Here is a 19,153-nt window from a genome sequence, read left to right as displayed (position 1 = left end):
TCGTACTGGTAGCCCGCAAGGGAAAACCCACAATTCGAGGAGTCCGCTCATGGCGATCGAAGTACAGCCGTCCGTATCCCCCCACCTCACCGTTGACGACGCTGCCGCCGCCATTGACTTCTACGTCAAAGCACTCGGCGCCGAGGAGCTGGGCCGCGTCCCGGGTCCCGGCGGCAAGCTCGTGCACGCCGCGTTGAAGATCAACGGTTCGACGGTGCTGCTCAACGACGACTTCCCGGAGATGAGCGAGGGCAAGTCGCTGACACCCAAGGCGCTCGGCGGGACGCCGGTGACCATCCACCTGACCGTCACCGACGTCGACACCACGTTCCAGAAGGCCGTTGACGCCGGTGCGACGGTGGTCCACCCGCTGGAGGACGCGTTCTGGGGTGATCGATACGGCGTCGTGCGGGATCCGTTCGGCCATCAATGGTCAATGGGCCAGCCGATGCGCGAGGTGTCGATGGAAGAGATCGAGGAGGCGATGAAGCAGAGCCAGTAACGGCTCTACCGAAGCAGCCCGGCGAGCACCCGCTCACGTATCGACGGGGCGGGTGCGGCGGCGGCCGCGGCCAGCATGTCGGCGACGGTGGTGAACTTGTCGCGGGGCCGGTGTTCGCCGCCGCGCTCGACCTCCGCGGCGTCGATCGCGCGCCACCCCGCTGCGTCGAGCACCTCGGGCCGCCTGCGGCGCACGAGCTTGTCCAGTTCGGCCGGCTTGCCGACCGGATCCGCGAGCAGGCCCGCGTTGTAGTCGGCCACGAGGTGGTGCACCGTCTCTGCCGCGCACGACTTGTTGGTGCCGATGAAGCCGGTGGGGCCGCGCTTGATCCAGCCCGCGACATAGCTGCCGCGCACGGCCTCTCCGGTTTCCGGATCGGTGACCCGGCCGCCGCCGTTGGGCACCACCGCGGTGTCGTCGTCGAACGGGAGATCGCGAATCGGCTTGCCGCGGTAGCCGATCGACGTCAAAACCAGCCCGGCGTCGATACGGCGAACGTCGTCGGTGCCGGTCGCCGCGAACTCCACGCCGTCGGCACGATGCTGGCCCAGGATGCGCATCGGTGTCAGCCGATAGGCCAACCGGATACGGGGCCGTCCAGCCGGCGCCGATGCGTCGCCGAGCGTGGCCAGGATCTGCAGCTTGTTGCGCGTCAGCGGATCGGTTTCGGTCGCGAGGTCGCGCATGACCAGCTGCCGGTCGCCGTCGTCGAGCACCACGTCGCACGTCGACGTCAGCCCGATCAACTCGGGCAGTGTGAACGCCGACTGCGCGGGTCCTCGGCGCGCGGCGATGACGACCTCGGCGACTTTCGAGGTCCGCAACACCGCGAGCGCGTGGCTGGCGATATCGGTGCGCGCCAGGGCGTCGGGATCGGTGGTCAGGATGCGGGCGACATCGAGCGCCACGTTGCCGTTGCCGATGATCACCACCCGCTCGCGACTCAAATCGACTGGGATGTCGGTGAATTCGGGATGGCCGTTGATCCATGCCACCACCTCGGTCGCGGTGCCCGTACCGGGCAGGCCCATTCCGTCGATGTCGAGCCGTCGATCGTTGGGCGCGCCGACGGCGTACAGCACGGCGTGATGATGGGCCAACAGTTCGGCGTGGGTCAGGTCCGAACCCACATCGACATTGAGATAGAACGTGAACCCGGGCAACCGCGTCACCTTGTCGAACAGGTTGGTCACCCGCTTGGTGCTCTGGTGGTCGGGAGCAACCCCGGCGCGCACCAATCCGTAAGGCGTCGGCAGCTTTTCGAAGACGTTGACGCGTACCCCGCGCTGGGTCAGCAGTTCATCCGCCGCGTACATCGCCGCCGGTCCCGACCCGACGATCGCCACCGTCAACGGCCCGCTCGACCGCGGACGCACCAGCGGCGCGTCGAGTACCGGCGCCAGTTTTGATGTGGGAGGCAACTTTTCGCCCGGTGCCCGCTTCGGGTAGAACGCCGCATTCAGTTCGACGAACGGAAGCTGCGAAGGCTCCAGCCGAGTGTCGGGGGCGATCGCACCGACGGGGCACGCCGACACGCAAGCGCCGCAGTCAACGCACGCCGCCGGATCGATGTAGAGCATCTCGGCGGTGGCGAAGCCCGGCTCGTCCGGCGACGGGTGAATGCAGTTCACCGGACAGGCGTAGACACAGGACCCGTCGCTGCAACACGACTGGGTGATCACATGGGGCACGAAAGCAGTCCTAAGCGGCGACCACGTGCTGGCGGGCGGGCTCGCTGCGGTAACGGCTCGGGCGGCCGTCGATCTTGCAGATCCGCCAGATGAGCTTGGCGACCGGATTCATCAAACCGGTGTCACTGCACAGCATCCGGACGTCACCGAACATGTCGCGCAGCATCTGCTTGGACTCCGGCGACCGGAAGAAGACCTCCTTGCGCACCGAGCGCGGAATGTCGAATTCCTTCCAGAACGCGCGCGGGGGAACAATGATCGCCGAGCACAGCACGCGCATCGTCACCGGGACGGTGAGCGACAACCAGAACCTCTTGCGTCGCGGCAGGCGCGGAACGCGCTTGCGCAGATACTCGTGCGCGAACGAGATGTGGCGGGCCTCCTCGGCGACGTGAATCGCCATGACGCGCTCCATGATCGGGTGCAGCGTCTTGCCCTCGCGCAACACGTTCTTCTGCGTGTGGTCGATCGGCTCCTCACCCGCGAGGATGCCGAACCAGAACGGGATGGGCAGCGGGCCTGCGACCAGCGGGATGACCGGCTGGATCCACTTCAGCAGCCGCGGCATGCCGGGCACATCGGCGCCGATACGGTTCACCATCTCCTGGAACATCATGGTGTGGTTGCACTCTTCGACGGCCTCGTGCAGGCAGTACCGGTACTCCGGCGAGCCGTTGGGTGTCCAGAAGGCGTACTCCAGCAGGCCGCGGATCAGAATCGACTCGAAGTGCAGGCCGACCTTCGCGACATTGGCCTGACGCCACATCCCGATCTCGATCTGACGTTCCCGCGGCTGCGCCTGGTACCAGGGGTGCCTGCCGAACGGATCGGTCGCCGGAAGAATCCAGCGCTCGTCGTTCTCGATGACCGCGAACTCCGGGGAATCCCAATCGATGTCGGTGTACGGATTGAAGTTGCGTCGCACCGACCCCTCGGACAGTGTGGTGAGCATGTCCACGTATGCGGTGTCGTCACTGACATCCATGTTCCGGCGCCAGCGCCTGACGATGCGTGTCTTGGCTTCTTTGACAGCCATTCGGCGCTCCCTACGTGAGGTTTACATTGACCTGGCTGGCGTACACAGTACCGCCGGTACCGCATAATGAACAGACCCGATCCCGGGATGTGGCCCAGCCCGGTGTCGGATACCCGATGTGATGGAGCACACAGTGGTTGAGCTGAAGACGTGCGCCGAGATCGACGCGATGGCCGAGGCGGGAGCCGTCGTCGCGGAGGCCTTGCGGGCGGTGGCCGAGGCCGCGAAACCCGGTATGACCACTGCAGATCTCGACCGCATCGCCGCAGACGTGCTCGCGCGTCATGGCGCGTCGTCGCCCTTTCTGAACTACCACCCGCGCTGGGCACCGACCCCGTTTCCGGCGGTGCTGTGCGTCAGCGTCAACGACGCCGTCGTGCACGGCATCCCCAACGACTATGTGCTCGCGGACGGCGACCTGGTCTCGATCGACTTCGGCGCGACCCTGCGCGGCTGGACCGGTGACGCGGCGCGCAGCTTCGTCGTCGGCACGCCGCGTCCGGAGGACATCGCACTGATCGAGGCCGCCGACGCCGCATTGGCCGCGGCCATCGCGGCGGTGCGGCCGGGCAATCGGCTCGGCGACGTCGGCCATGCGATCTCGTCAACGGTGCACGAGGCGGGCTTCGGTCTGCTCGCCGATCACGGCGGCCACGGCATCGGACGCACCATGCACGAGGATCCGGATGTGCCCAACGAGGGCAGGCCCGGCAAGGGTATGAAGCTGCGTCCGGGTCTGGTCATCGCGATTGAGCCGATGGTGATCGGCGACGGCACCGAGGACTACCGACACGATCCCGACGGGTGGACGCTGCGAACGCTGTCGGGTGCGCGCGCCGCGCACAGCGAGCACACCGTCGCCGTCACCCCCGACGGCGCCCGGATTCTGACGAACTAGCGCGTCCCGAAGTCGACCGCCGCGGTCATCTTGCCGCCGTTGCTCACCGCGGCGAAGCCCGCTTCGGTCAATCCGCAGTTGGTGATGATCGCGCGGTGACCGGGACTGTTCATCCACCAGTTGACGGCCGCTGCCGGATTGCTCGCCAACCCGGTGCCCCAGAAGACGACCTCGCCGAGGTCGGCGTAACCGGAGTAGCCGGCGTCCGCGACACGCTGCGCCAGCGTGGAGCCATCCGACCCCGTGTGGGCGGCCACGCCGGTGCGCAGCATGTCGTTGGCTTGTCGCGCTGCGGACGCGGTCAACTGTGGATTCGGCGCGACGGGTCCACAGCCGTTCGCCGCGCGCGTGGCATTGATCTCGTTGAGCAGTTGGCCGCCATCGTCGGCCTGCGCCGGCGCAACGGTGAGCATCGGCATCAATACCGTCACCGCCGCTGCGCACAGCGGCGCGAGCGTGCAGACTTTCCCAAGACTGATCATGTGCACCCCAAGGTCAGTCCCCGACAGATCACATTATGGATACAAATTGGTTCCAGCGTGGGTCGTATACCCACATTTCCTGAAATTTGTGCTCCAAGTCTCGCCCGAGCACTCCCGACAAAAGCCCCACGAGCCCGGTCACTAGGCTTGCCCCCATGGCCGACTTCACCATCCCCGCCGACCTCAAGCCCCGTGACGGCCGGTTTGGCTGCGGACCCTCCAAAGTGCGTCCTGAGCAGCTGCAAGCCCTGGCCGCCGCGGGCGATCTGTTCGGGACTTCGCACCGGCAGGCACCGGTCAAAAACCTGGTCGGCCGGGTCCGCGACGGGCTGCGCCAGCTGTTCTCGCTGCCCGACGGCTACGAGGTCATCCTCGGCAACGGCGGCGCGACCGCGTTCTGGGACGCCGCGGCGTTCGGGCTGATCGACAAGCGCTCGCTGCACCTCACCTACGGGGAGTTCAGCAGCAAGTTCGCCTCGGCCGTGACCAAGAACCCCTTCGTCGGCGACCCGGTCGTCGTCAAGGCCGATCCCGGCAGCGCCCCCGAGCCGCAGTCGGATCCGTCCGTCGATCTCATCGGGTGGGCGCACAACGAGACGTCCACGGGTGTCGCCGTTCCCGTGCAGCGGCCCGAGGGCTCCGACGGCGCGCTGATCGCCATCGACGCCACCTCAGCGGCCGGCGGTCTGCCCGTCGACATCACCAATGCCGACGCCTACTACTTCGCTCCGCAGAAGAACTTCGCCAGTGACGGCGGCCTGTGGATCGCGATCTTCTCCCCCGCCGCGCTCGCCAGGGTCGAGGCCATCGCGGGGTCGGGGCGCTGGGTGCCCGAGTTCCTGTCGCTGCCGATCGCGATCGAGAACAGCCTCAAGAACCAGACCTACAACACGCCCGCGATCGGCACGCTGATCATGTTGGCCGACCAGATCGAATGGATGCTCGGCAACGGCGGTCTGGAGTGGGCGGTCAAGCGCACCGCGGACTCGTCGCAGCGGCTGTACGGCTGGGCGGAGGCAGCGCAGTTCGCCACCCCGTTCGTCGCCGATCCGGAATTGCGGTCGCAGGTGGTCGGCACCATCGATTTCGCCGACGAGATCGACGCGGCGGCGGTGGCCAAGACGCTCCGAGCCAACGGAATCGTCGACACCGAGCCCTACCGCAAACTCGGTCGCAACCAGTTGCGCGTCGGCATGTTCCCCGCCGTCGACCCCGACGACGTCAGCGCGCTGACCGCATGCATCGACTGGGTCGTAGAACGCCTCTGACCTGCCCGCGTGTCTACCTGGTAACAGGCAGATAACGCAGTAGGGTCGCTCTGATCGGGCATCGTGGACGCCCGGAGGAGGTCGACATGCGGAAACTCAAAGTCGTTGGGCTCGACGTCGACGGCAAACAAATCATCTGCGAAGCCGACGACTCCGGCGAGAAGTTCCTCTTGCTGCCCGACGACCGGTTGCGCGCCGCCGCGCGCGGCGACAAGTCCGCTCTTCAGGATCCTTCCAAGACCGAGGAGGCGCCGAGCACGCTGCGCCCCAAGGAGATTCAGGCCAAGATTCGCGCCGGCGCATCCGTCGAACAGGTCGCCGCGGCCTCCGGAGTCGACGTGTCACGGGTCGAGCGCTTCGCTCATCCGGTACTGCTGGAGCGTTCGCGCGCAGCCGAGCTGGCTACTGCGGCGCACCCCGTGCTGGCCGACGGCCCCTCGGTGCTGACGCTGTTGGAGACGGTGACGACGTCACTGATCGCGCGCGGACTCGGCGCCGAGGCCACCAACTGGGACGCCTGGCGCAACGAGGACGGGCGCTGGACCGTACAGATGGCGTGGAAAGCGGGACTCTCCGACAACGTGGCGCACTTCCGGTTCACCCCCGGCGCGCACGGCGGCACGGTGACCGCGCTCGACGATGCGGGGGCCGAGCTCATCGACCCGAACTTCGCGCGTCCGTTGCGACCGGTCGCCGCGGTCCCGCAGCTGGAAGCCGAGCCGCAGCCAGAACCGCTCCCGGAGCCCGAACTGGACCTCGAGCCCGAACCGGAACCGGCCCCGAAGCCGCGAGCGCGCAAGGGGAAGCCGCCGGTGCCTGCGTGGGAGGACGTGCTGCTGGGCGTGCGGTCCGGCGGACAGCGCTGAGCTGGCTACTGCCCGATCGCGATCGCGAACACCGCGATCCACGCGCCCACCACGCCGACGGCGGCACCAAGCACGAACCAACGCCAGACCAGTCGCTTGCGCCACTCCCACACGGTCGGAGCGAGGCCGCCGACGGCGACCAGGTTGAGGCCGATGGCCAGCAGCGGATGCACCTTAAGTAGCCCCAGGCTCAACACGATGATGGCTGCCGCGATGACGGCGGCGACGAAGGCCGCGACCGTCAGGCCCATCGCCCACGGGGTCGAGTCGTCGGTCACCGGTTCAATCTAGCTTGCGAGCCTGGACCGTTCGTAGAACGCGAGGGCAGCGGCGGTCGCGACGTTGAGCGAGTCGGTGCCCCGCGACATGGGGATGCGCACCCGCATGTCACTGGCGCGCATGGCACGTTCGGACAGCCCCGGCCCCTCGGCGCCGACGAGCACCGCCACCCGTTTGTCGACGACGTCGGACATCGCGTCGGCCAGTGTGCGGGCAGCCGGGTCCGGGGTCATCGCCAACAGGCGAAATCCGTTGTCCCGCAGCATCTCCAGGTCCTGCGGCCAATCCGGCGCCCACGCGTAGGGCACCAGCAGGGCGTGACCCATCGACACTCGAACGGCGCGGCGGTACAACGGGTCCGCGCATCCGCTGCCGAACACGATCGCGTCGACATCGAGGCCGGCGGCGTTGCGGAAGATCGAGCCGAGGTTCTCGTGATCGTTGACCCCTTCAAGGACGGCGATCGTGCGTGCGCCGTCAAGTACCTCTGGTACGGAAAGCTCGGGTGGACGCGACGCCGACGCCAGCACACCGCGGTTCAGGTGAAACCCCACGACGTCTGCCATCACGTCGGCGGTCACGCGATAGTACGGCGCCGCAACGCCATCCAGGTCGCCGGCCAACTCGTTGAGCCGCCGGTCGGTGCCCAGCATGGCGCGCGGCGTGAACCGCGACATCAGCATCCGCTGCACCACAAGGACGCCCTCCGCTATGACCAAGCCCTTGCCAGTGGGCAGGTCGGGTCTGCGGTCGACACTGTTGAGGTCGCGGAAGTCGTCCAGCCGCGGGTCTGCGGGGTCTGCGACGTCGATTACGTTGACGCTCACGCGCTTTCGTCGACTATGGCCGTCATCAGGTCGGCGGCGGTCAACAGCGCCTCCCGTTGTTCGTCGTCGAGTTTGGCCAGCCGTTGCGTCAGCCACTCCTGGCTCGCGCGGCGCTCCGCCTCGATCAGCTCAGAACCGGCCTGCGACAGAGACACCAGGATCTGACGTCGGTCGACCGGATGTGCCGTGCGCGCAACAAGACCCAGTTCACACAGCGAGGCGATGACACGCGTCATCGACGGCGGCCGAACCCGCTCGCGCTCGGCTAATGCACCCGGCGTCATCGCGCCCTCTTTGGCAAGCGTGGAGAGCGCCGACAGTTGCGAAAGCGAAACGTGGGAATCCGGACGCTGGAAGCGCAATTGACGAGCCAGCCGGATGACGGCCAGCGAAAGATCGTTCGCCAGGCGGCCGTCGGGCTCATTCACGACGCAAAGAGTACCTAGTGGGCCTCGGGAACGAGCCGTAATGGACTACGTTCGAAGGCGATGACGCCACAACCCCCGCCCCTGCCGCCCGCCCTGCTCAAGCAGTGGCCGGTGATCGTCGTGATCACTGCGGGCTGGTTGATCGCCACGGTGCTGGCGTTCACGGTGCCGGCATTTAACGAGTACCGGCCGTTCACGGTGGCCGGGCTGGGCGTCGGCGTGCTTGGCACATCGATCTTTCTGTGGCAACGTCGGGCCGTGCGGCGCGGATCACGCGGCGCGCAGACAGGACTCGACTGAATTCGCTTGATGCACCGAGGAGGTAGCGATGGCAGAGCCGCTGTTGCAGGCGCAGATCGAAATCAACGCCCCCGTCGAGAAGGTCTGGTCGCTGATCTCCGATCTACGACTGATGCCGCAGTGGAGCCCGCAGTGCCGGTTGATGAAGGCACTGGGCGGTCCGTTGCGGCAGGGCAGCAGGACGCTGAATTTCAATCGCCGTAACCTCCTGTTCTGGCCGACGACGAGTCGTATCACGGAGTTCATCCCCGAAAAGAAGTTGGCGTTTCGCGTCGACCAGAACGGGACGGTCTGGTCCTACGAACTGGAGCCGACGGAGAACGGAACACGGGTCATCGAGAGTCGCCACGCCGAGAACGGGGTGTCGGCCTTCTCCAACCTTTCGGTCAACGCATTGATGGGCGGTGTGCCCAACTTCGAACGCGAACTCGTCGACGGGATGAACGAATCGCTGTCGCGGATCAAGGCCGCGGCCGAAAACTAGTCGACGGGTTCGGTCAGGTCGAGCACGCCGTCGTCGTAGGGGTCGAAGAGCGGCGAACCGCTGCCCTGCGGCGGCGGTGTATCCGAATGCGCGCCGCAACCGTATTCGGAGTCGACCACATGACCGTCGGCGGACATCTCGTTCGCGCACACACCGAACATCAGCCCAAGCGACCCTGACAGCGGGACATAGAAGCCGCAGTCGCGGCACACGCGACGCGTCGACCGCGCCATCGCCGAACCGGGACCGAACTCACCGTCGTGCCAGCGCTGGGCGGCGTCGGCGCGACCCCACGGGCTGAGTACCTGCTTGCGGCCGAAGCCGACCTCCGCGGCGACCTCGTCGATGGCCGGGTCCCCGCTGGCCATGTAACCGGGCACGAGTCGGGGGTCATCGATCGGCGGTGCCAGCAGATCGCCGGGGCTCAGGTCGCCGGGCCTGACCCGGTCCTGCCAGGGCACCCACTTCGGGGCGAGCAATGCCGTCGGACCAGGGACGAGGACGACCTCGCTGATCGTGGCGTGATCCGCGCCGGGACACGCGGCCACGACGACGGCCCACTGCCAGCCGCGGTAGCCGGGCATATCGGCGAGGAACCGGTGGGTGGCAGCGGTCGGATCTTCGAAGCTGGCGCCGAGGTACTCCCCGACGGTGTCCTCACCACTGAATTCGACGATGGCCGCGCGCGCGAGGTCGACGGCGCCGAGCAGCACCGTCTCCAGGTCCGGGCGGGGCGCCGGGTCCTCCGTCGGAGACCCCGCGCCCTGCTCGGCAGATTCCGTCACGCTGTCCATTGCGCCCAATTTTGCCCCACGTGCGGTGCGGCTAGCCACACCGGTCGGCTGCACGCCCACTGTCGCCCCGATAGGGGAGAATCTTCACTGTGACCGGACCGCGCCGAGATGACAGGGACCCGGCTGGTCGGCGTGACGCTCGCTATTACCCTCCGCGGCCGCCGTCCGACGCGCGCGAGCACCCGGGGATGGCCAACTACCCCAGTGACCCCATCGACGGTGGCTACCGCCGGTCGCGCCGGTCCGACCCCACGCCAAGTGCCAACCGGTGGCTACCGCCGCTGGACGAACCGGCGCGGCCACACACGTCCGCGCCGCCGCCGCATACGGTCGGGGCCGGGGCGGGCCACCGGGTGACCGTCACGCGCGCCGCGGCGCAGCGCAGCCGTGAGATGGGGTCCAAGATGTACGGCCTGGTGCATCGCGCGGCCACCGCCGACGGAGCCGACAAGTCCGGGCTGACCGCGCTGACGTGGCCGGTCGTCGCGAACTTCGCCGTCGACGCCGCCATGGCCATCGCCCTGGCCGACACCCTGTTCTTCGCCGCGGCCTCCGGCGAGAGCAAGGGCAGGGTCGCGCTGTATCTGCTCATCACCATCGCGCCGTTCGCCGTCGTCGCCCCGCTGATCGGCCCGGCGCTGGACCGGCTGCAGCACGGCCGCCGCGTCGCACTCGCCACGTCGTTCATGCTGCGCACCGTGCTCGTGCTGGTGCTGATCGGCAACTTCGACGGCGCCACCGGCAGCTTCCCGTCGTGGGTGCTCTACCCGTGTGCCCTGGGAATGATGGTGCTGTCCAAGTCATTCAGCGTCTTGCGCAGCGCGATGACGCCGCGTGTGCTGCCGCCGACGATCGACCTGGTGCGGGTGAACTCCCGGCTGACGACGTTCGGACTCCTCGGCGGGACCATGGTCGGCGGCGCCGTCGCCGCGGCCGCGCAGTACCTGTTCCGCGTGTTCGAGCTGCCGGGGGCGTTGTACGTCGTCGTCGCCGTCTCGGTTGCCGGCGCGGCGCTGTCGATGCGGATACCGAAGTGGGTCGAGGTCACCGCAGGGGAAGTGCCCGCGACGCTGAGCTACCACGGTCGCACCGGTGAGCTGCGCCGCCATCCCGAACCGCACAAGGGTTCGTCGTCGGCACGACAACCGTTGGGCCGCAACATCATCACCGCGCTGTGGGGTAACTGCACCATCAAGGTGATGGTGGGCTTCCTCTTCCTCTACCCGGCCTTCGTGGCCAAGGCGCACGACGCCAGCGGCTGGGAGCAGCTGCGCATCCTCGGCCTCATCGGCGCGGCCGCCGCGATCGGCAACTTCGCGGGCAACTTCACCAGCGCACGCCTGAAGCTCGGCCACCCGGCGCAGGTGGTCGTCCGCTGCACCATCGCAGTCACCGCGAGCGCGCTGGCCACCGCCGTCAGCGGCAACCTCCTGGTGGCCGCCGTGGCCACCCTGATCACCTCCGGGGCAAGCGCCATCGCCAAAGCGTCTCTCGATGCGTCCCTGCAGGACGACCTGCCCGAACGATCACGGGCATCGGCCTTCGGGCGTTCGGAGTCGTTGCTGCAGTTGGCCTGGGTGGCCGGCGGCGCGATCGGCGTGCTGATCTACACCCAGCTGTGGGTCGGGTTCACCGGTGTCAGCGCGGTCCTGATCGTCGGCCTCGCGCAGACGGTGGTGAGCTACCGCGGCGATTCGTTGATACCCGGCCTCGGCGGTAACCGTCCGGTGGTCGCCGAACAGGAGGGCGGGCGGCGCCCCGACGGTGCGGCGGTGACGCAGGAGTGAAGCGCGTCGTAGCCGCGCTGGCGGCCGTGGTGATCGTGGCGTCCTCTGCGAGCGGGGTGCTGATCTGGCGGCTCGCACAGCATCCGCCGCCGCAGCATCCCGAGATCAGCGCCTACACCGATGGCCAACTCGTGCGGGTCGGGCCCTACAGCTATTGCAACGTCGTCGATCTCAACGACTGCGAAAACCCGGAAACCGTAGGCGAACTCGCTGTCGACGCGAAGCATCCCGTGCAGTTGTCCGTGCCGTCAGAGATATCGAGAGCGCCCTGGCTACTCGGGCGCAAGTACGAAGGATCCGACGTGCTCGAGGAGTTCGCGCCGGACACCAAACTGGCGGTGACCATTCCGACCGTGGATCCGCATCGCGGCAAGCTGGAGGGCTTCGTCGTGCAGCTGCCCACCATTGTCGTCGACGAGGAGGGCAACGAACATCCGTCGTGGCACGCGGAGTGGTCGGTACGGACCGTCTGGCCTCAGCCCGCGGAGTGACCGGCGGGCACCCGCTCGCCCTCGCGCGTCGGCCCAGGCGGAGTGCCATCGCCAAACGGCCTGCCGCCCAACGCCTCCCGGCCGTGCGGGGTGAGCCAATTCGACAGATCCGGACCCTTCGGCACGATCTGCGTCGGATTGATGTCGGAGTGCACGATGTAGTAGTGCTGTTTGATCTGCACGAAATCGATGGTGTCGCCGAAACCCGGGGTCTGGAACAGGTCGCGGGCGTAGGCCCACAGCACCGGTAGCTCGGAGAGCTTGTTGCGGTTGCACTTGAAGTGGCCGTGGTAGACGGGGTCGAACCGGGCCAGCGTGGTGAACAACCGCACATCGGCCTCGGTGATGGTGTCGCCCACCAGGTATCGCTGATTCCCCAGCCGATCGGACAGCCAGTCGAGCGCGGTGAACAACCGGTCGTAGGCCTTTTCGTACGCGTCCTGAGAACCGGCGAACCCGCATCGATACACGCCGTTGTTGACCTCGGTGTAGATGCGCTGGGCGACTTCGTTGATATCGTCGCGCAGCGGTTCGGGGTACAGATGGGGCGCGCCGTCGCGGTGGAATTCGGTCCACTCGGTGGAGAAGTCCAGCGTCATCTGGGCGAAGTCGTTGGTCACCACCTCACCGGTCGGCACGTCGACGATCGCCGGCACCGTGATGCCCTTCTCATAGTTCGGGAAACGCTTGAGGTAGGCGTCCTTCAGCCGCGGGATCTTCAGGACCGGGTCCACGCCGCCGGGGTCGAGGTCGAATGTCCAGCTGTCCTGGTCATGCGTGGGTCCGCAAAAGCCAATGGAGAGAGCGTCTTCCAGGCCCAGCAGCCGACGCACGATGATCGCCCGGTTGGCCCACGGGCAGGCGCGCGCGACCACCAGCCGGTATCGGCCGGACTCGACGGGATACCCGTCGCGACCGTCGGCGGTGATTCGCGTGGTGATGTAGTTCGTGTCGCGGTTGAACTCGCCTCCGCTGGCGACATAGCTCATGCCTCCAGCATGCCTGGCTGCGCCGAATCTGAACATACATAGGAGATAAGGGCGAATCTGGCCGCACAACCTCAGTTTCGCGGGCGGGAACGCAGGCCATGACGCCGTCCAATCAACGTGGACTGGCCATTTGCGGGTATCGAAGCCATGACGCGCGAAGCTCTGCACGCGTCTGGCCGAACCTGAACTTGTGCAGCCCGAAGCGACGAGTTTCCGCGCATAGGTTCAGATTCGGCGGAGGGGCCGGGGATCAGGCGTCGAGTTCGCGCGCGACGGCGCGGACCACCTCGGACACCCGTCGCGCGACCTTGCGGTCGGGGTAGCGGCCCTTGCGCAGCTCGGGCTGCACGGCGCTTTCCAACAGCGTGATCATGTCCTCGACCATGCCGTGCAGCTCGTCGGGTGTGTGCTTGTGCTCCGCGGCGGCGGCCTCTCGGCGGGTGCGCGTCAAGCTCGGTGGCGATTCGATGATCTTCACGCTCAACGCCTGCGGCCCACGCCGGCCTGCGGCCATGCCGAACTCGACCTTCTGTCCGGCCTTGAGCCCCTCGACACCGGCAGGCAGCGCGGAGGAGCGGACGTAGACGTCCTCGCCCTCTTCCTGCGACAGAAAGCCGAAACCCTTTTCGGCGTCATACCACTTAACCCGGCCGGTCGGCACTGGTCCTCACCTGCTTGTCTTCTAAAGCCCTGACACCACTGAACATAAGGAAAGCGTCCCGTGCGCCGGGACGCGTCGATCGTGATCTTACTCGGCCCTCCACCCTGCCTCACCCCCTTTACTCGGTACCCTGGAACCACCGCTGGAGGAAAGATGCGTCTGATCCTGAACGTCATATGGTTGCTCTTCGGCGGTCTCTGGCTGGCCCTGGGCTACCTGCTGGCGGCCCTGATCTGCTTCGTCCTGATCATCACGATTCCGTTCGGGTTCGCGTCCCTGCGGATCGCGTCCTATGCATTGTGGCCATTCGGTCGTACCGTCATCGAGAAACCCGGCACCCGTCCGGGCGCGCTGATCGGAAACGTCATCTGGGTCATCCTGTTCGGCATCTGGCTGGCCGTCGGCCACATCGTCTCGGCGGTGGCGATGGCGGTCACGATCGTCGGCATCCCGCTGGCGCTGGCCAACCTGAAAATGGTGCCTATCTCGTTGGTGCCGTTGGGTAAGGAGATCGTTCCGGTGGACGCAATCGGCGCCGCCAACCGCCCGCTCGGGGCCGCCGCATGACGGTCATCGACCTGGGTGTGCCGTCGCTGCGCCCGGCGGTTGAGGCGCCCGCGGACGGCCCGCTCGTCGACACCTTCGGCCGCATCGCCACCGACCTGCGGGTGTCGCTGACCGACCGCTGCAACCTGCGCTGCACCTATTGCATGCCCGCCGACGGTCTGGACTGGCTGCCGGGCGAGCAACTGCTGAAACCGGACGAATTGATCCGGCTGCTGCGCATCGCGGTGACACGACTCGGGATCACCAGCGTGCGCTTCACCGGCGGCGAGCCGTTGGTCGCCAAGAACCTGGAGGGCATCGTCGCGGCCACTGCCGCGCTACGGCCGCGCCCCGAGATCACCCTGACCACGAACGGGATCGGGCTCGCCAAACGCGCCGCGGCGTTGAAGCAGGCGGGGCTGGACCGGATCAACGTCTCGCTGGACACGGTCGACGCCGCGCGGTTCAGCCGCATCACCCGTCGCGACCGCCTGCACGACGTCCTCGCCGGGCTGGAGGCCGCCAAGGCCGCCGGACTGAATCCGGTCAAGGTGAATGCGGTGCTGGATCCCGACACCGGTCTCGATGACGCCGTCGAACTGCTGCGGTTCTGCGTCGACCACGGGTACCAGCTGCGCATCATCGAGCAGATGCCGCTCGACGCGGGCCACCAGTGGCAGCGCGGTAAGGCGATCGCCGCCGACGACGTCCTCGCGGCGCTGCGCAGACACTTCGACCTCACGCCGGATACGGCGCCGCGGGGATCGGCGCCAGCGGAACTGTGGCGGGTCGACGGTGATCGCGGTTCGGTCGGCATCATCGCGTCGGTCTCGCACGCCTTCTGCTCGGCGTGCGACCGGACCCGCTTGACCGCGGACGGCCAGGTCCGCAACTGCCTGTTCGCCCGGGAGGAAACGGACCTGCGCCGACTGATGCGAACCGGCGCCGACGACGACGCCCTGGAGGCGGGGTGGCGCGCCGCGATGTGGACCAAGGCCGCCGGGCACGGCATCAATGACCCCGGCTTCGTGCAACCCGACCGCCCGATGAGCGCCATCGGCGGGTAGGGGCAAGGACACGTAGGTATGACGACAACCACCACCGTCGAGGTGACCGTGCGGTTTTACGCCGCGGCGAGAGCGGCAGCGGGTAACGAAGCGGAGACGATCCGGATTCGGCCGGGAACGACGCTCGCCGGACTCGTCGATCAACTCAGCGATCGCGACGCGAAACTCGCGAAAGTGTTGATGCGCTGCTCGTTTCTGTGCGACGGCGTGGCCGTCCGCGACACGGATGTGGCGCTGAACAACGCGCAGACGATCGACGTTCTTCCGCCTTTCGCTGGCGGTTAATCGTGATATACATCACATAACGGAATGGTCACAAACTGGCTACGGCGCGGAGGCCTGCCGGAGACACCTGCGAGAACGGCGAAAACTCCTGCGGGTTTAGAGCTTCTTTAGGATTTGCCGCAGCCGGAAACGCCGTTATCGGCAAAAGATGACGCTCGCGGGCACAGCCGTTACGGTCACCCCAAGCCCCTCGACCCCAATCGAGTGGCCCGCTGTGCCCCGATCGCGCCGAGCTCCGTCCAGTCGGGACCCAGCCAACGACGAACAACTTTGGACGGAGGCGGGGGACCCACCGGTCCACCGAACGGAAGGACCTGGAGCCGGATTTTCGGCTCCTTGGGGTGAAGCCGGCATCGTTTCGACGCCGCCGGCCGGGCAACCTCTCCAGCCCGAACCCGACAGCTGACCTCGCGGGCGCCGAAGAGAGGACATCAGCGCACCTATGAGTGGACGGCACCGTAAGCCCACTGCATCGGCCGTAAACGTCGCGAAGGTCGCCTTCACCGGGGCGGTCATCGGCACCGGAGGCCTCGCCCTCGCCGGCCAGGCCAACGCAGCCACCGACAGCGAATGGGATCAGGTCGCCCGCTGTGAATCCGGCGGCAACTGGGCCATCAACACCGGCAACGGCTACCACGGTGGACTCCAGTTCTCCCCGAGCACCTGGACCAGCAACGGCGGCGGCGAGTTCGCGCCCGCCGCGTATCTGGCCTCCAAGGAAGAACAGATCGTTGTCGCCGAGCGCGTGCTCGCGAGCCAGGGCAAGGGCGCCTGGCCGTCCTGCGGCCGTCCACTTTCCGGGCCGACCCCGCGCAGCATCGCCAACGATGCGCCCGAGGCTTTGAACAACGTCCCGCCGCCGCCGGTCGACCCCTTCGCTCCGCCGCCACCCGCGCCGTTCGATGCGCTGGCCGCACCGGTTCCACCGCCGCCCGCGCCGGTCGACCCCCTGGCTCCGCCGCCACCCCCGGCACCGATCGAGGCGTTGGCCGCACCGGTTCCGCCGCCGCCCGCGCCCGTCGATCCGGTGGCTCCGCCGCCTGCCGATGCGTTGGCCGCACCGCTGCCGCCGCCACCTCCGGCGCCGGCACCGCCGCCTGTCCAGTCGATGGCCGCAGCAGCGATCAACGAGGCGGTTGCCCCGCCGCTCGCTCCGCCGCCGCCCCCGCCGCCTCCCGCGGTTCCTGAAGTGGACGCGCTGGCCGCACCGCTGCCCGAGGCGCCCGCGGCTCCAGCGCCGGCCCCGGCGCCCGAACCGCCGATCGATGCGCTGGCCGCTCCCGTTCCGCCGCCGCCTCCTGTCGACGTGCAGACCGTCGCGAATTGGGATGTCGCAACGCCGAATGAGCAGGCACCGCTGTGGGCTTTGCACGCCGATGTGCCGCTCGAGCCGGCCCCGGCGCTGCCGCCCGTGCCCCCGGCCGCTCCCCCGGCTCCCGCGCCCGCCCCGCTGGCAGTGCTCAACGACGTCGACGTCCCGCAGGCGGCGTTCGATGCGGCGAATCAGGCCGCTTCCGGTGAGCTTCCCGTGCCCGCCGAGGTCCCGCACCTGGTGAGCCCGGAGAACCTGAATCCGGGGACGACGACCGACCGCGCCGCCGTCACGTCCGATACGCCGAATGTCTCGTACCTCAAGGAGATCTGGCACGCGATCCAGACCCAGGAGATCACCGGCAAGGATGCGCTGCTGGCGCTGACGCAGCGGCCGCTCACGACTCCGGACCGAGCCGGCCAGGCACCGCTGGCGCCGGGGCAGCTCCCCGCGGATCCTGCACTCCCGCCGCCTGCGCCCGCACCTCTGCCCCCGGCCTGAGCCTGCGCGTTCTAGGCGGAGCCGACCCACTCCTCGGTGCCGTCTGAGAAGAACTGGTGCTTCCACACCGGTAGCCGTTCCTTGACGGTGTCCACGAGCCGTTGACAGGTCTCGAACGCCGCGCCTCGATGGTCTGCGGACACGGCCGCCACCAGCGCGGCGTCGCCGATGGTCAATTCGCCGATGCGGTGGCTGACGGCGATAGCCCGCACTCCCTGACAGTCGGCGGCGATCTCGGCCGCCACATCGGCCAGCGTCTGCTGCGCCGTGGGATGTGCCGAGTACTCGAGCCTCGTCACCCCGCGACCGCCGTCGTGGTCACGGACGACGCCCGCGAAACCCACGACCGCTCCCGCGGCCTCGTGCGCGACGAGCGCCTCGTGCTCAACGAGTTCGATCGGCAGTTCGGTGAGCTCGGCGCGCAACACGACGGTCATCGTGGATGGTCCCCTCCGGCAAGCTGATCCAGCGCATGCTCGAGCACCTTCTCCAGCACCGCCAGACCGTCTTTGACGCCCCCTGGGGAGCCGGGCAGGTTGACGATCAGGGTCCGCCCGCTGACGCCGCACACGCCACGTGACAGCACGGAGGTGGGCACCTTGTCCTCACCCGCCCGGCGGATGGCGTCGGCCAGGCCGGGAATCTGGTAGTCGACGATGTTGGCGGTCGCCTCGGCGGTCCCGTCGGTCGGCGATATGCCGGTGCCTCCGGAGGTGATCACGACGTCGACCTTGTCGCCGACGGCGGCGGTCAACGCCTGGCCGACGTCGGCGCCGTCGGCCACGACCGTCGGCGCGGGCGTGGCGATGCCGCGCTGATTGAGCCAGTCGACGATGATCGGACCGCAGCGGTCCTCATATACCCCTGCCGCGGCGCGCGTGGAGGCGATGACGACCCGGCCGGAACTCATCTCACCCATGTGCCGGTCTTACCGCCCTCTTTGCGCAGCACCCGGATGTCGTCGATACGTGCGGCGGGGTCCACCGCCTTGATCATGTCGTAAAGGGTCAGTGCGGCGACGCTCACCGCGGTCAATGCCTCCATCTCCACGCCCGTGCGGTCGGTGGTCCGCACCGTCGCGGCGATGGTCACCTGGGCGCCGTCGACGATGAAGTCGATATCGACGCCGGTCAACGCCAGCTGGTGGCACAGCGGAATCAGGTCGCTGGTGCGTTTGGCCGCCAGGATCCCGGCCACCCGCGCGGTGGCCAACGCGTCGCCCTTGGGCAGCCCACCCGCCGCGATCATCTCCACCACTTCGGTGGTGGTGTGCAGGGCACCTGCCGCGACGGCAATGCGCGTGGTCGGGTCCTTTTCGGTGACGTCGACCATGTGCGCCGCGCCTGCTTCGTCGATGTGCGAAAGCGCGGGCCTGGCGGGGCGCTGCGATGCGGCCCCAGCCGATTCGGTCACTACCTGTTGACGACCGTGACCGGATGTACGTACGGGACGTCGTCCGCCGGAAGCGGGAACGTCAGGTCACCGAACGGCGACAGCGCGCCGGTGCGGTCGGCGGCGAGCTCGCTGACGGCGTGGTCGTCCTCGCCGTCGGTCGCGGGCCACCCCGGGTCGACATAATGATTCTTCTTGTTGTCAGCCACGCAGACATTGTGGCAGGCACCGTGAACAGTGGCGACACCGCTCAGCGCTTACCCTGGT

Annotated in this window: 25 protein-coding genes and 1 riboswitch; of the genes, 12 read left to right on the top strand and 13 right to left on the bottom strand. The window is 67.9% G+C overall.

Going from position 1 to position 19,153, the window contains the following annotated elements:
• Positions 1-49 precede the first annotated feature (49 nt).
• The gene (locus G6N43_RS07250) at positions 50-502 is read left to right on the top strand and encodes a VOC family protein (protein WP_083149159.1); all 453 of its coding nucleotides are present in this window, start codon (positions 50-52) and stop codon (positions 500-502) included.
• A 5-nt stretch (positions 503-507) separates the two neighbouring features.
• Here the strand turns inward: G6N43_RS07250 and G6N43_RS07245 are convergent, their stop codons facing one another.
• Both G6N43_RS07245 and G6N43_RS07240 read right to left on the bottom strand, forming a co-directional pair.
• Positions 508-2,193, bottom strand: a complete 1,686-nt coding sequence (locus G6N43_RS07245) for an FAD-dependent oxidoreductase (protein WP_083149160.1) — start codon at positions 2,191-2,193, stop codon at positions 508-510.
• Between the two features lie 10 nt (positions 2,194-2,203).
• Positions 2,204-3,229, bottom strand: coding sequence for an AurF N-oxygenase family protein (locus tag G6N43_RS07240; RefSeq protein ID WP_083149161.1), 1,026 nt, complete (start codon positions 3,227-3,229; stop codon positions 2,204-2,206).
• Positions 3,230-3,362: 133 nt separating this feature from the next.
• Here G6N43_RS07240 and map point away from each other — a divergent pair, with 133 nt between their 5' ends.
• Complete coding sequence (gene map, locus G6N43_RS07235; protein WP_083149221.1) at positions 3,363-4,127, top strand: type I methionyl aminopeptidase; 765 nt, start codon at positions 3,363-3,365, stop codon at positions 4,125-4,127.
• Here the strand turns inward: map and G6N43_RS07230 are convergent.
• The gene (locus tag G6N43_RS07230; protein WP_083149162.1) at positions 4,124-4,609 is read right to left on the bottom strand and encodes a CAP domain-containing protein; all 486 of its coding nucleotides are present in this window, start codon (positions 4,607-4,609) and stop codon (positions 4,124-4,126) included. The genes map and G6N43_RS07230 overlap by 4 nt on opposite strands.
• Before the next feature lie 155 nt (positions 4,610-4,764).
• On the opposite strand from G6N43_RS07230, the gene serC reads away from it, so the two are divergent.
• On the top strand, positions 4,765-5,877 hold the full coding sequence (gene serC, locus G6N43_RS07225; RefSeq protein WP_083149163.1) for a phosphoserine transaminase: 1,113 nt from the start codon (positions 4,765-4,767) through the stop codon (positions 5,875-5,877).
• Between the two features lie 86 nt (positions 5,878-5,963).
• Positions 5,964-6,743, top strand: coding sequence for a septation protein SepH (sepH, locus tag G6N43_RS07220; protein ID WP_083149164.1), 780 nt, complete (start codon positions 5,964-5,966; stop codon positions 6,741-6,743).
• 5 nt (positions 6,744-6,748) lie between these two features.
• Here the strand turns inward: sepH and G6N43_RS07215 are convergent, their stop codons facing one another.
• From G6N43_RS07215 to G6N43_RS07205, 3 genes are read right to left on the bottom strand one after another with little or no spacing between them, the layout of a single operon-like run.
• Positions 6,749-7,021, bottom strand: coding sequence for a DUF2537 domain-containing protein (locus tag G6N43_RS07215; protein ID WP_083149165.1), 273 nt, complete (start codon positions 7,019-7,021; stop codon positions 6,749-6,751).
• Positions 7,022-7,030: 9 nt separating this feature from the next.
• Positions 7,031-7,849 (bottom strand): TrmH family RNA methyltransferase, encoded by an 819-nt coding sequence (locus G6N43_RS07210; RefSeq protein WP_083149166.1) that lies wholly within the window; start codon positions 7,847-7,849, stop codon positions 7,031-7,033.
• Positions 7,846-8,277, bottom strand: a complete 432-nt coding sequence (locus G6N43_RS07205; protein ID WP_083149167.1) for an Rv0880 family HTH-type transcriptional regulator — start codon at positions 8,275-8,277, stop codon at positions 7,846-7,848. Before G6N43_RS07205 ends, G6N43_RS07210 begins: the two co-directional genes overlap by 4 nt.
• 60 nt (positions 8,278-8,337) lie before the next feature.
• Here G6N43_RS07205 and G6N43_RS07200 point away from each other — a divergent pair, with 60 nt between their 5' ends.
• Positions 8,338-8,577, top strand: a complete 240-nt coding sequence (locus tag G6N43_RS07200; protein WP_083149168.1) for a DUF2530 domain-containing protein — start codon at positions 8,338-8,340, stop codon at positions 8,575-8,577.
• A gap of 28 nt (positions 8,578-8,605) precedes the next feature.
• A complete protein-coding gene (locus G6N43_RS07195; protein ID WP_083149169.1) occupies positions 8,606-9,061 on the top strand; it encodes an SRPBCC family protein in 456 nt (151 codons plus the stop codon).
• On the opposite strand, the gene G6N43_RS07190 is transcribed toward G6N43_RS07195, so the two are convergent.
• The gene (locus G6N43_RS07190; protein ID WP_083149170.1) at positions 9,058-9,855 is read right to left on the bottom strand and encodes a DUF3027 domain-containing protein; all 798 of its coding nucleotides are present in this window, start codon (positions 9,853-9,855) and stop codon (positions 9,058-9,060) included. The genes G6N43_RS07195 and G6N43_RS07190 overlap by 4 nt on opposite strands.
• Positions 9,856-9,944: 89 nt before the next feature.
• On the opposite strand from G6N43_RS07190, the gene G6N43_RS07185 reads away from it, so the two are divergent.
• On the top strand, positions 9,945-11,642 hold the full coding sequence (locus G6N43_RS07185) for an MFS transporter (RefSeq protein ID WP_083149171.1): 1,698 nt from the start codon (positions 9,945-9,947) through the stop codon (positions 11,640-11,642).
• Positions 11,639-12,133, top strand: coding sequence for a DUF2771 domain-containing protein (locus tag G6N43_RS07180; protein ID WP_083149172.1), 495 nt, complete (start codon positions 11,639-11,641; stop codon positions 12,131-12,133). The genes G6N43_RS07185 and G6N43_RS07180 overlap by 4 nt, the downstream gene beginning before the upstream one ends.
• Here the strand turns inward: G6N43_RS07180 and G6N43_RS07175 are convergent.
• Both G6N43_RS07175 and G6N43_RS07170 read right to left on the bottom strand, forming a co-directional pair.
• On the bottom strand, positions 12,118-13,122 hold the full coding sequence (locus tag G6N43_RS07175; protein WP_083149173.1) for a glutathione S-transferase family protein: 1,005 nt from the start codon (positions 13,120-13,122) through the stop codon (positions 12,118-12,120). The genes G6N43_RS07180 and G6N43_RS07175 overlap by 16 nt on opposite strands.
• 250 nt (positions 13,123-13,372) lie before the next feature.
• A complete protein-coding gene (locus tag G6N43_RS07170; protein ID WP_083149174.1) occupies positions 13,373-13,783 on the bottom strand; it encodes a cold-shock protein in 411 nt (136 codons plus the stop codon).
• Between the two features lie 153 nt (positions 13,784-13,936).
• On the opposite strand from G6N43_RS07170, the gene G6N43_RS07165 reads away from it, so the two are divergent.
• From G6N43_RS07165 to G6N43_RS07150, 4 genes are all read left to right on the top strand, one after another.
• The gene (locus G6N43_RS07165) at positions 13,937-14,350 is read left to right on the top strand and encodes a YccF domain-containing protein (RefSeq protein ID WP_083149175.1); all 414 of its coding nucleotides are present in this window, start codon (positions 13,937-13,939) and stop codon (positions 14,348-14,350) included.
• Positions 14,347-15,396, top strand: a complete 1,050-nt coding sequence (gene moaA / locus G6N43_RS07160; RefSeq protein ID WP_083149176.1) for a GTP 3',8-cyclase MoaA — start codon at positions 14,347-14,349, stop codon at positions 15,394-15,396. Before G6N43_RS07165 ends, moaA begins: the two co-directional genes overlap by 4 nt.
• A gap of 18 nt (positions 15,397-15,414) precedes the next feature.
• Positions 15,415-15,681, top strand: a complete 267-nt coding sequence (locus G6N43_RS07155; protein ID WP_083149177.1) for a MoaD/ThiS family protein — start codon at positions 15,415-15,417, stop codon at positions 15,679-15,681.
• A gap of 248 nt (positions 15,682-15,929) precedes the next feature.
• Positions 15,930-16,113: riboswitch (cyclic di-AMP (ydaO/yuaA leader) on the top strand.
• Between the two features lie 10 nt (positions 16,114-16,123).
• Positions 16,124-17,494 (top strand): transglycosylase family protein, encoded by a 1,371-nt coding sequence (locus G6N43_RS07150; RefSeq protein WP_163658040.1) that lies wholly within the window; start codon positions 16,124-16,126, stop codon positions 17,492-17,494.
• Positions 17,495-17,505: 11 nt separating this feature from the next.
• Here the strand turns inward: G6N43_RS07150 and G6N43_RS07145 are convergent, their stop codons facing one another.
• From G6N43_RS07145 to G6N43_RS07130, 4 genes are read right to left on the bottom strand one after another with little or no spacing between them, the layout of a single operon-like run.
• Positions 17,506-17,931 (bottom strand): molybdenum cofactor biosynthesis protein MoaE, encoded by a 426-nt coding sequence (locus tag G6N43_RS07145; RefSeq protein WP_083149179.1) that lies wholly within the window; start codon positions 17,929-17,931, stop codon positions 17,506-17,508.
• A complete protein-coding gene (locus G6N43_RS07140) occupies positions 17,928-18,404 on the bottom strand; it encodes a MogA/MoaB family molybdenum cofactor biosynthesis protein (protein WP_083149222.1) in 477 nt (158 codons plus the stop codon). The genes G6N43_RS07145 and G6N43_RS07140 overlap by 4 nt, the downstream gene beginning before the upstream one ends.
• Positions 18,401-18,907 (bottom strand): cyclic pyranopterin monophosphate synthase MoaC, encoded by a 507-nt coding sequence (moaC, locus tag G6N43_RS07135; protein ID WP_083149180.1) that lies wholly within the window; start codon positions 18,905-18,907, stop codon positions 18,401-18,403. Before moaC ends, G6N43_RS07140 begins: the two co-directional genes overlap by 4 nt.
• Complete coding sequence (locus G6N43_RS07130; protein ID WP_179967981.1) at positions 18,907-19,095, bottom strand: hypothetical protein; 189 nt, start codon at positions 19,093-19,095, stop codon at positions 18,907-18,909. The genes moaC and G6N43_RS07130 overlap by 1 nt, the downstream gene beginning before the upstream one ends.
• Between the last annotated feature and the right edge of the window lie 58 nt (positions 19,096-19,153).

The organism is Mycolicibacterium moriokaense (genome assembly GCF_010726085.1).
Classification (GTDB): Bacteria; Actinomycetota; Actinomycetes; order Mycobacteriales; family Mycobacteriaceae; genus Mycobacterium; species Mycobacterium moriokaense.
Note: the sequence above shows the minus strand (reverse complement) of the source record. Positions and strands in the feature narration are given on the sequence as shown.

Coding starts and splice junctions, on each gene's coding strand:
- G6N43_RS07240 (WP_083149161.1), bottom strand. CDS start 3,229: ATGGCTGTCAAAGAAGCCAAGACACGCATCGTCAGGCGCTGGCGCCGG.
- G6N43_RS07250 (WP_083149159.1), top strand. CDS start 50: ATGGCGATCGAAGTACAGCCGTCCGTATCCCCCCACCTCACCGTTGAC.
- G6N43_RS07230 (WP_083149162.1), bottom strand. CDS start 4,609: ATGATCAGTCTTGGGAAAGTCTGCACGCTCGCGCCGCTGTGCGCAGCG.
- G6N43_RS07150 (WP_163658040.1), top strand. CDS start 16,124: ATGAGTGGACGGCACCGTAAGCCCACTGCATCGGCCGTAAACGTCGCG.
- G6N43_RS07175 (WP_083149173.1), bottom strand. CDS start 13,122: ATGAGCTATGTCGCCAGCGGAGGCGAGTTCAACCGCGACACGAACTAC.
- G6N43_RS07190 (WP_083149170.1), bottom strand. CDS start 9,855: ATGGACAGCGTGACGGAATCTGCCGAGCAGGGCGCGGGGTCTCCGACG.
- sepH (WP_083149164.1), top strand. CDS start 5,964: ATGCGGAAACTCAAAGTCGTTGGGCTCGACGTCGACGGCAAACAAATC.
- moaA (WP_083149176.1), top strand. CDS start 14,347: ATGACGGTCATCGACCTGGGTGTGCCGTCGCTGCGCCCGGCGGTTGAG.
- G6N43_RS07145 (WP_083149179.1), bottom strand. CDS start 17,931: ATGACCGTCGTGTTGCGCGCCGAGCTCACCGAACTGCCGATCGAACTC.
- G6N43_RS07195 (WP_083149169.1), top strand. CDS start 8,606: ATGGCAGAGCCGCTGTTGCAGGCGCAGATCGAAATCAACGCCCCCGTC.
- G6N43_RS07155 (WP_083149177.1), top strand. CDS start 15,415: ATGACGACAACCACCACCGTCGAGGTGACCGTGCGGTTTTACGCCGCG.
- G6N43_RS07140 (WP_083149222.1), bottom strand. CDS start 18,404: ATGAGTTCCGGCCGGGTCGTCATCGCCTCCACGCGCGCCGCGGCAGGG.
- G6N43_RS07200 (WP_083149168.1), top strand. CDS start 8,338: ATGACGCCACAACCCCCGCCCCTGCCGCCCGCCCTGCTCAAGCAGTGG.
- serC (WP_083149163.1), top strand. CDS start 4,765: ATGGCCGACTTCACCATCCCCGCCGACCTCAAGCCCCGTGACGGCCGG.
- G6N43_RS07165 (WP_083149175.1), top strand. CDS start 13,937: ATGCGTCTGATCCTGAACGTCATATGGTTGCTCTTCGGCGGTCTCTGG.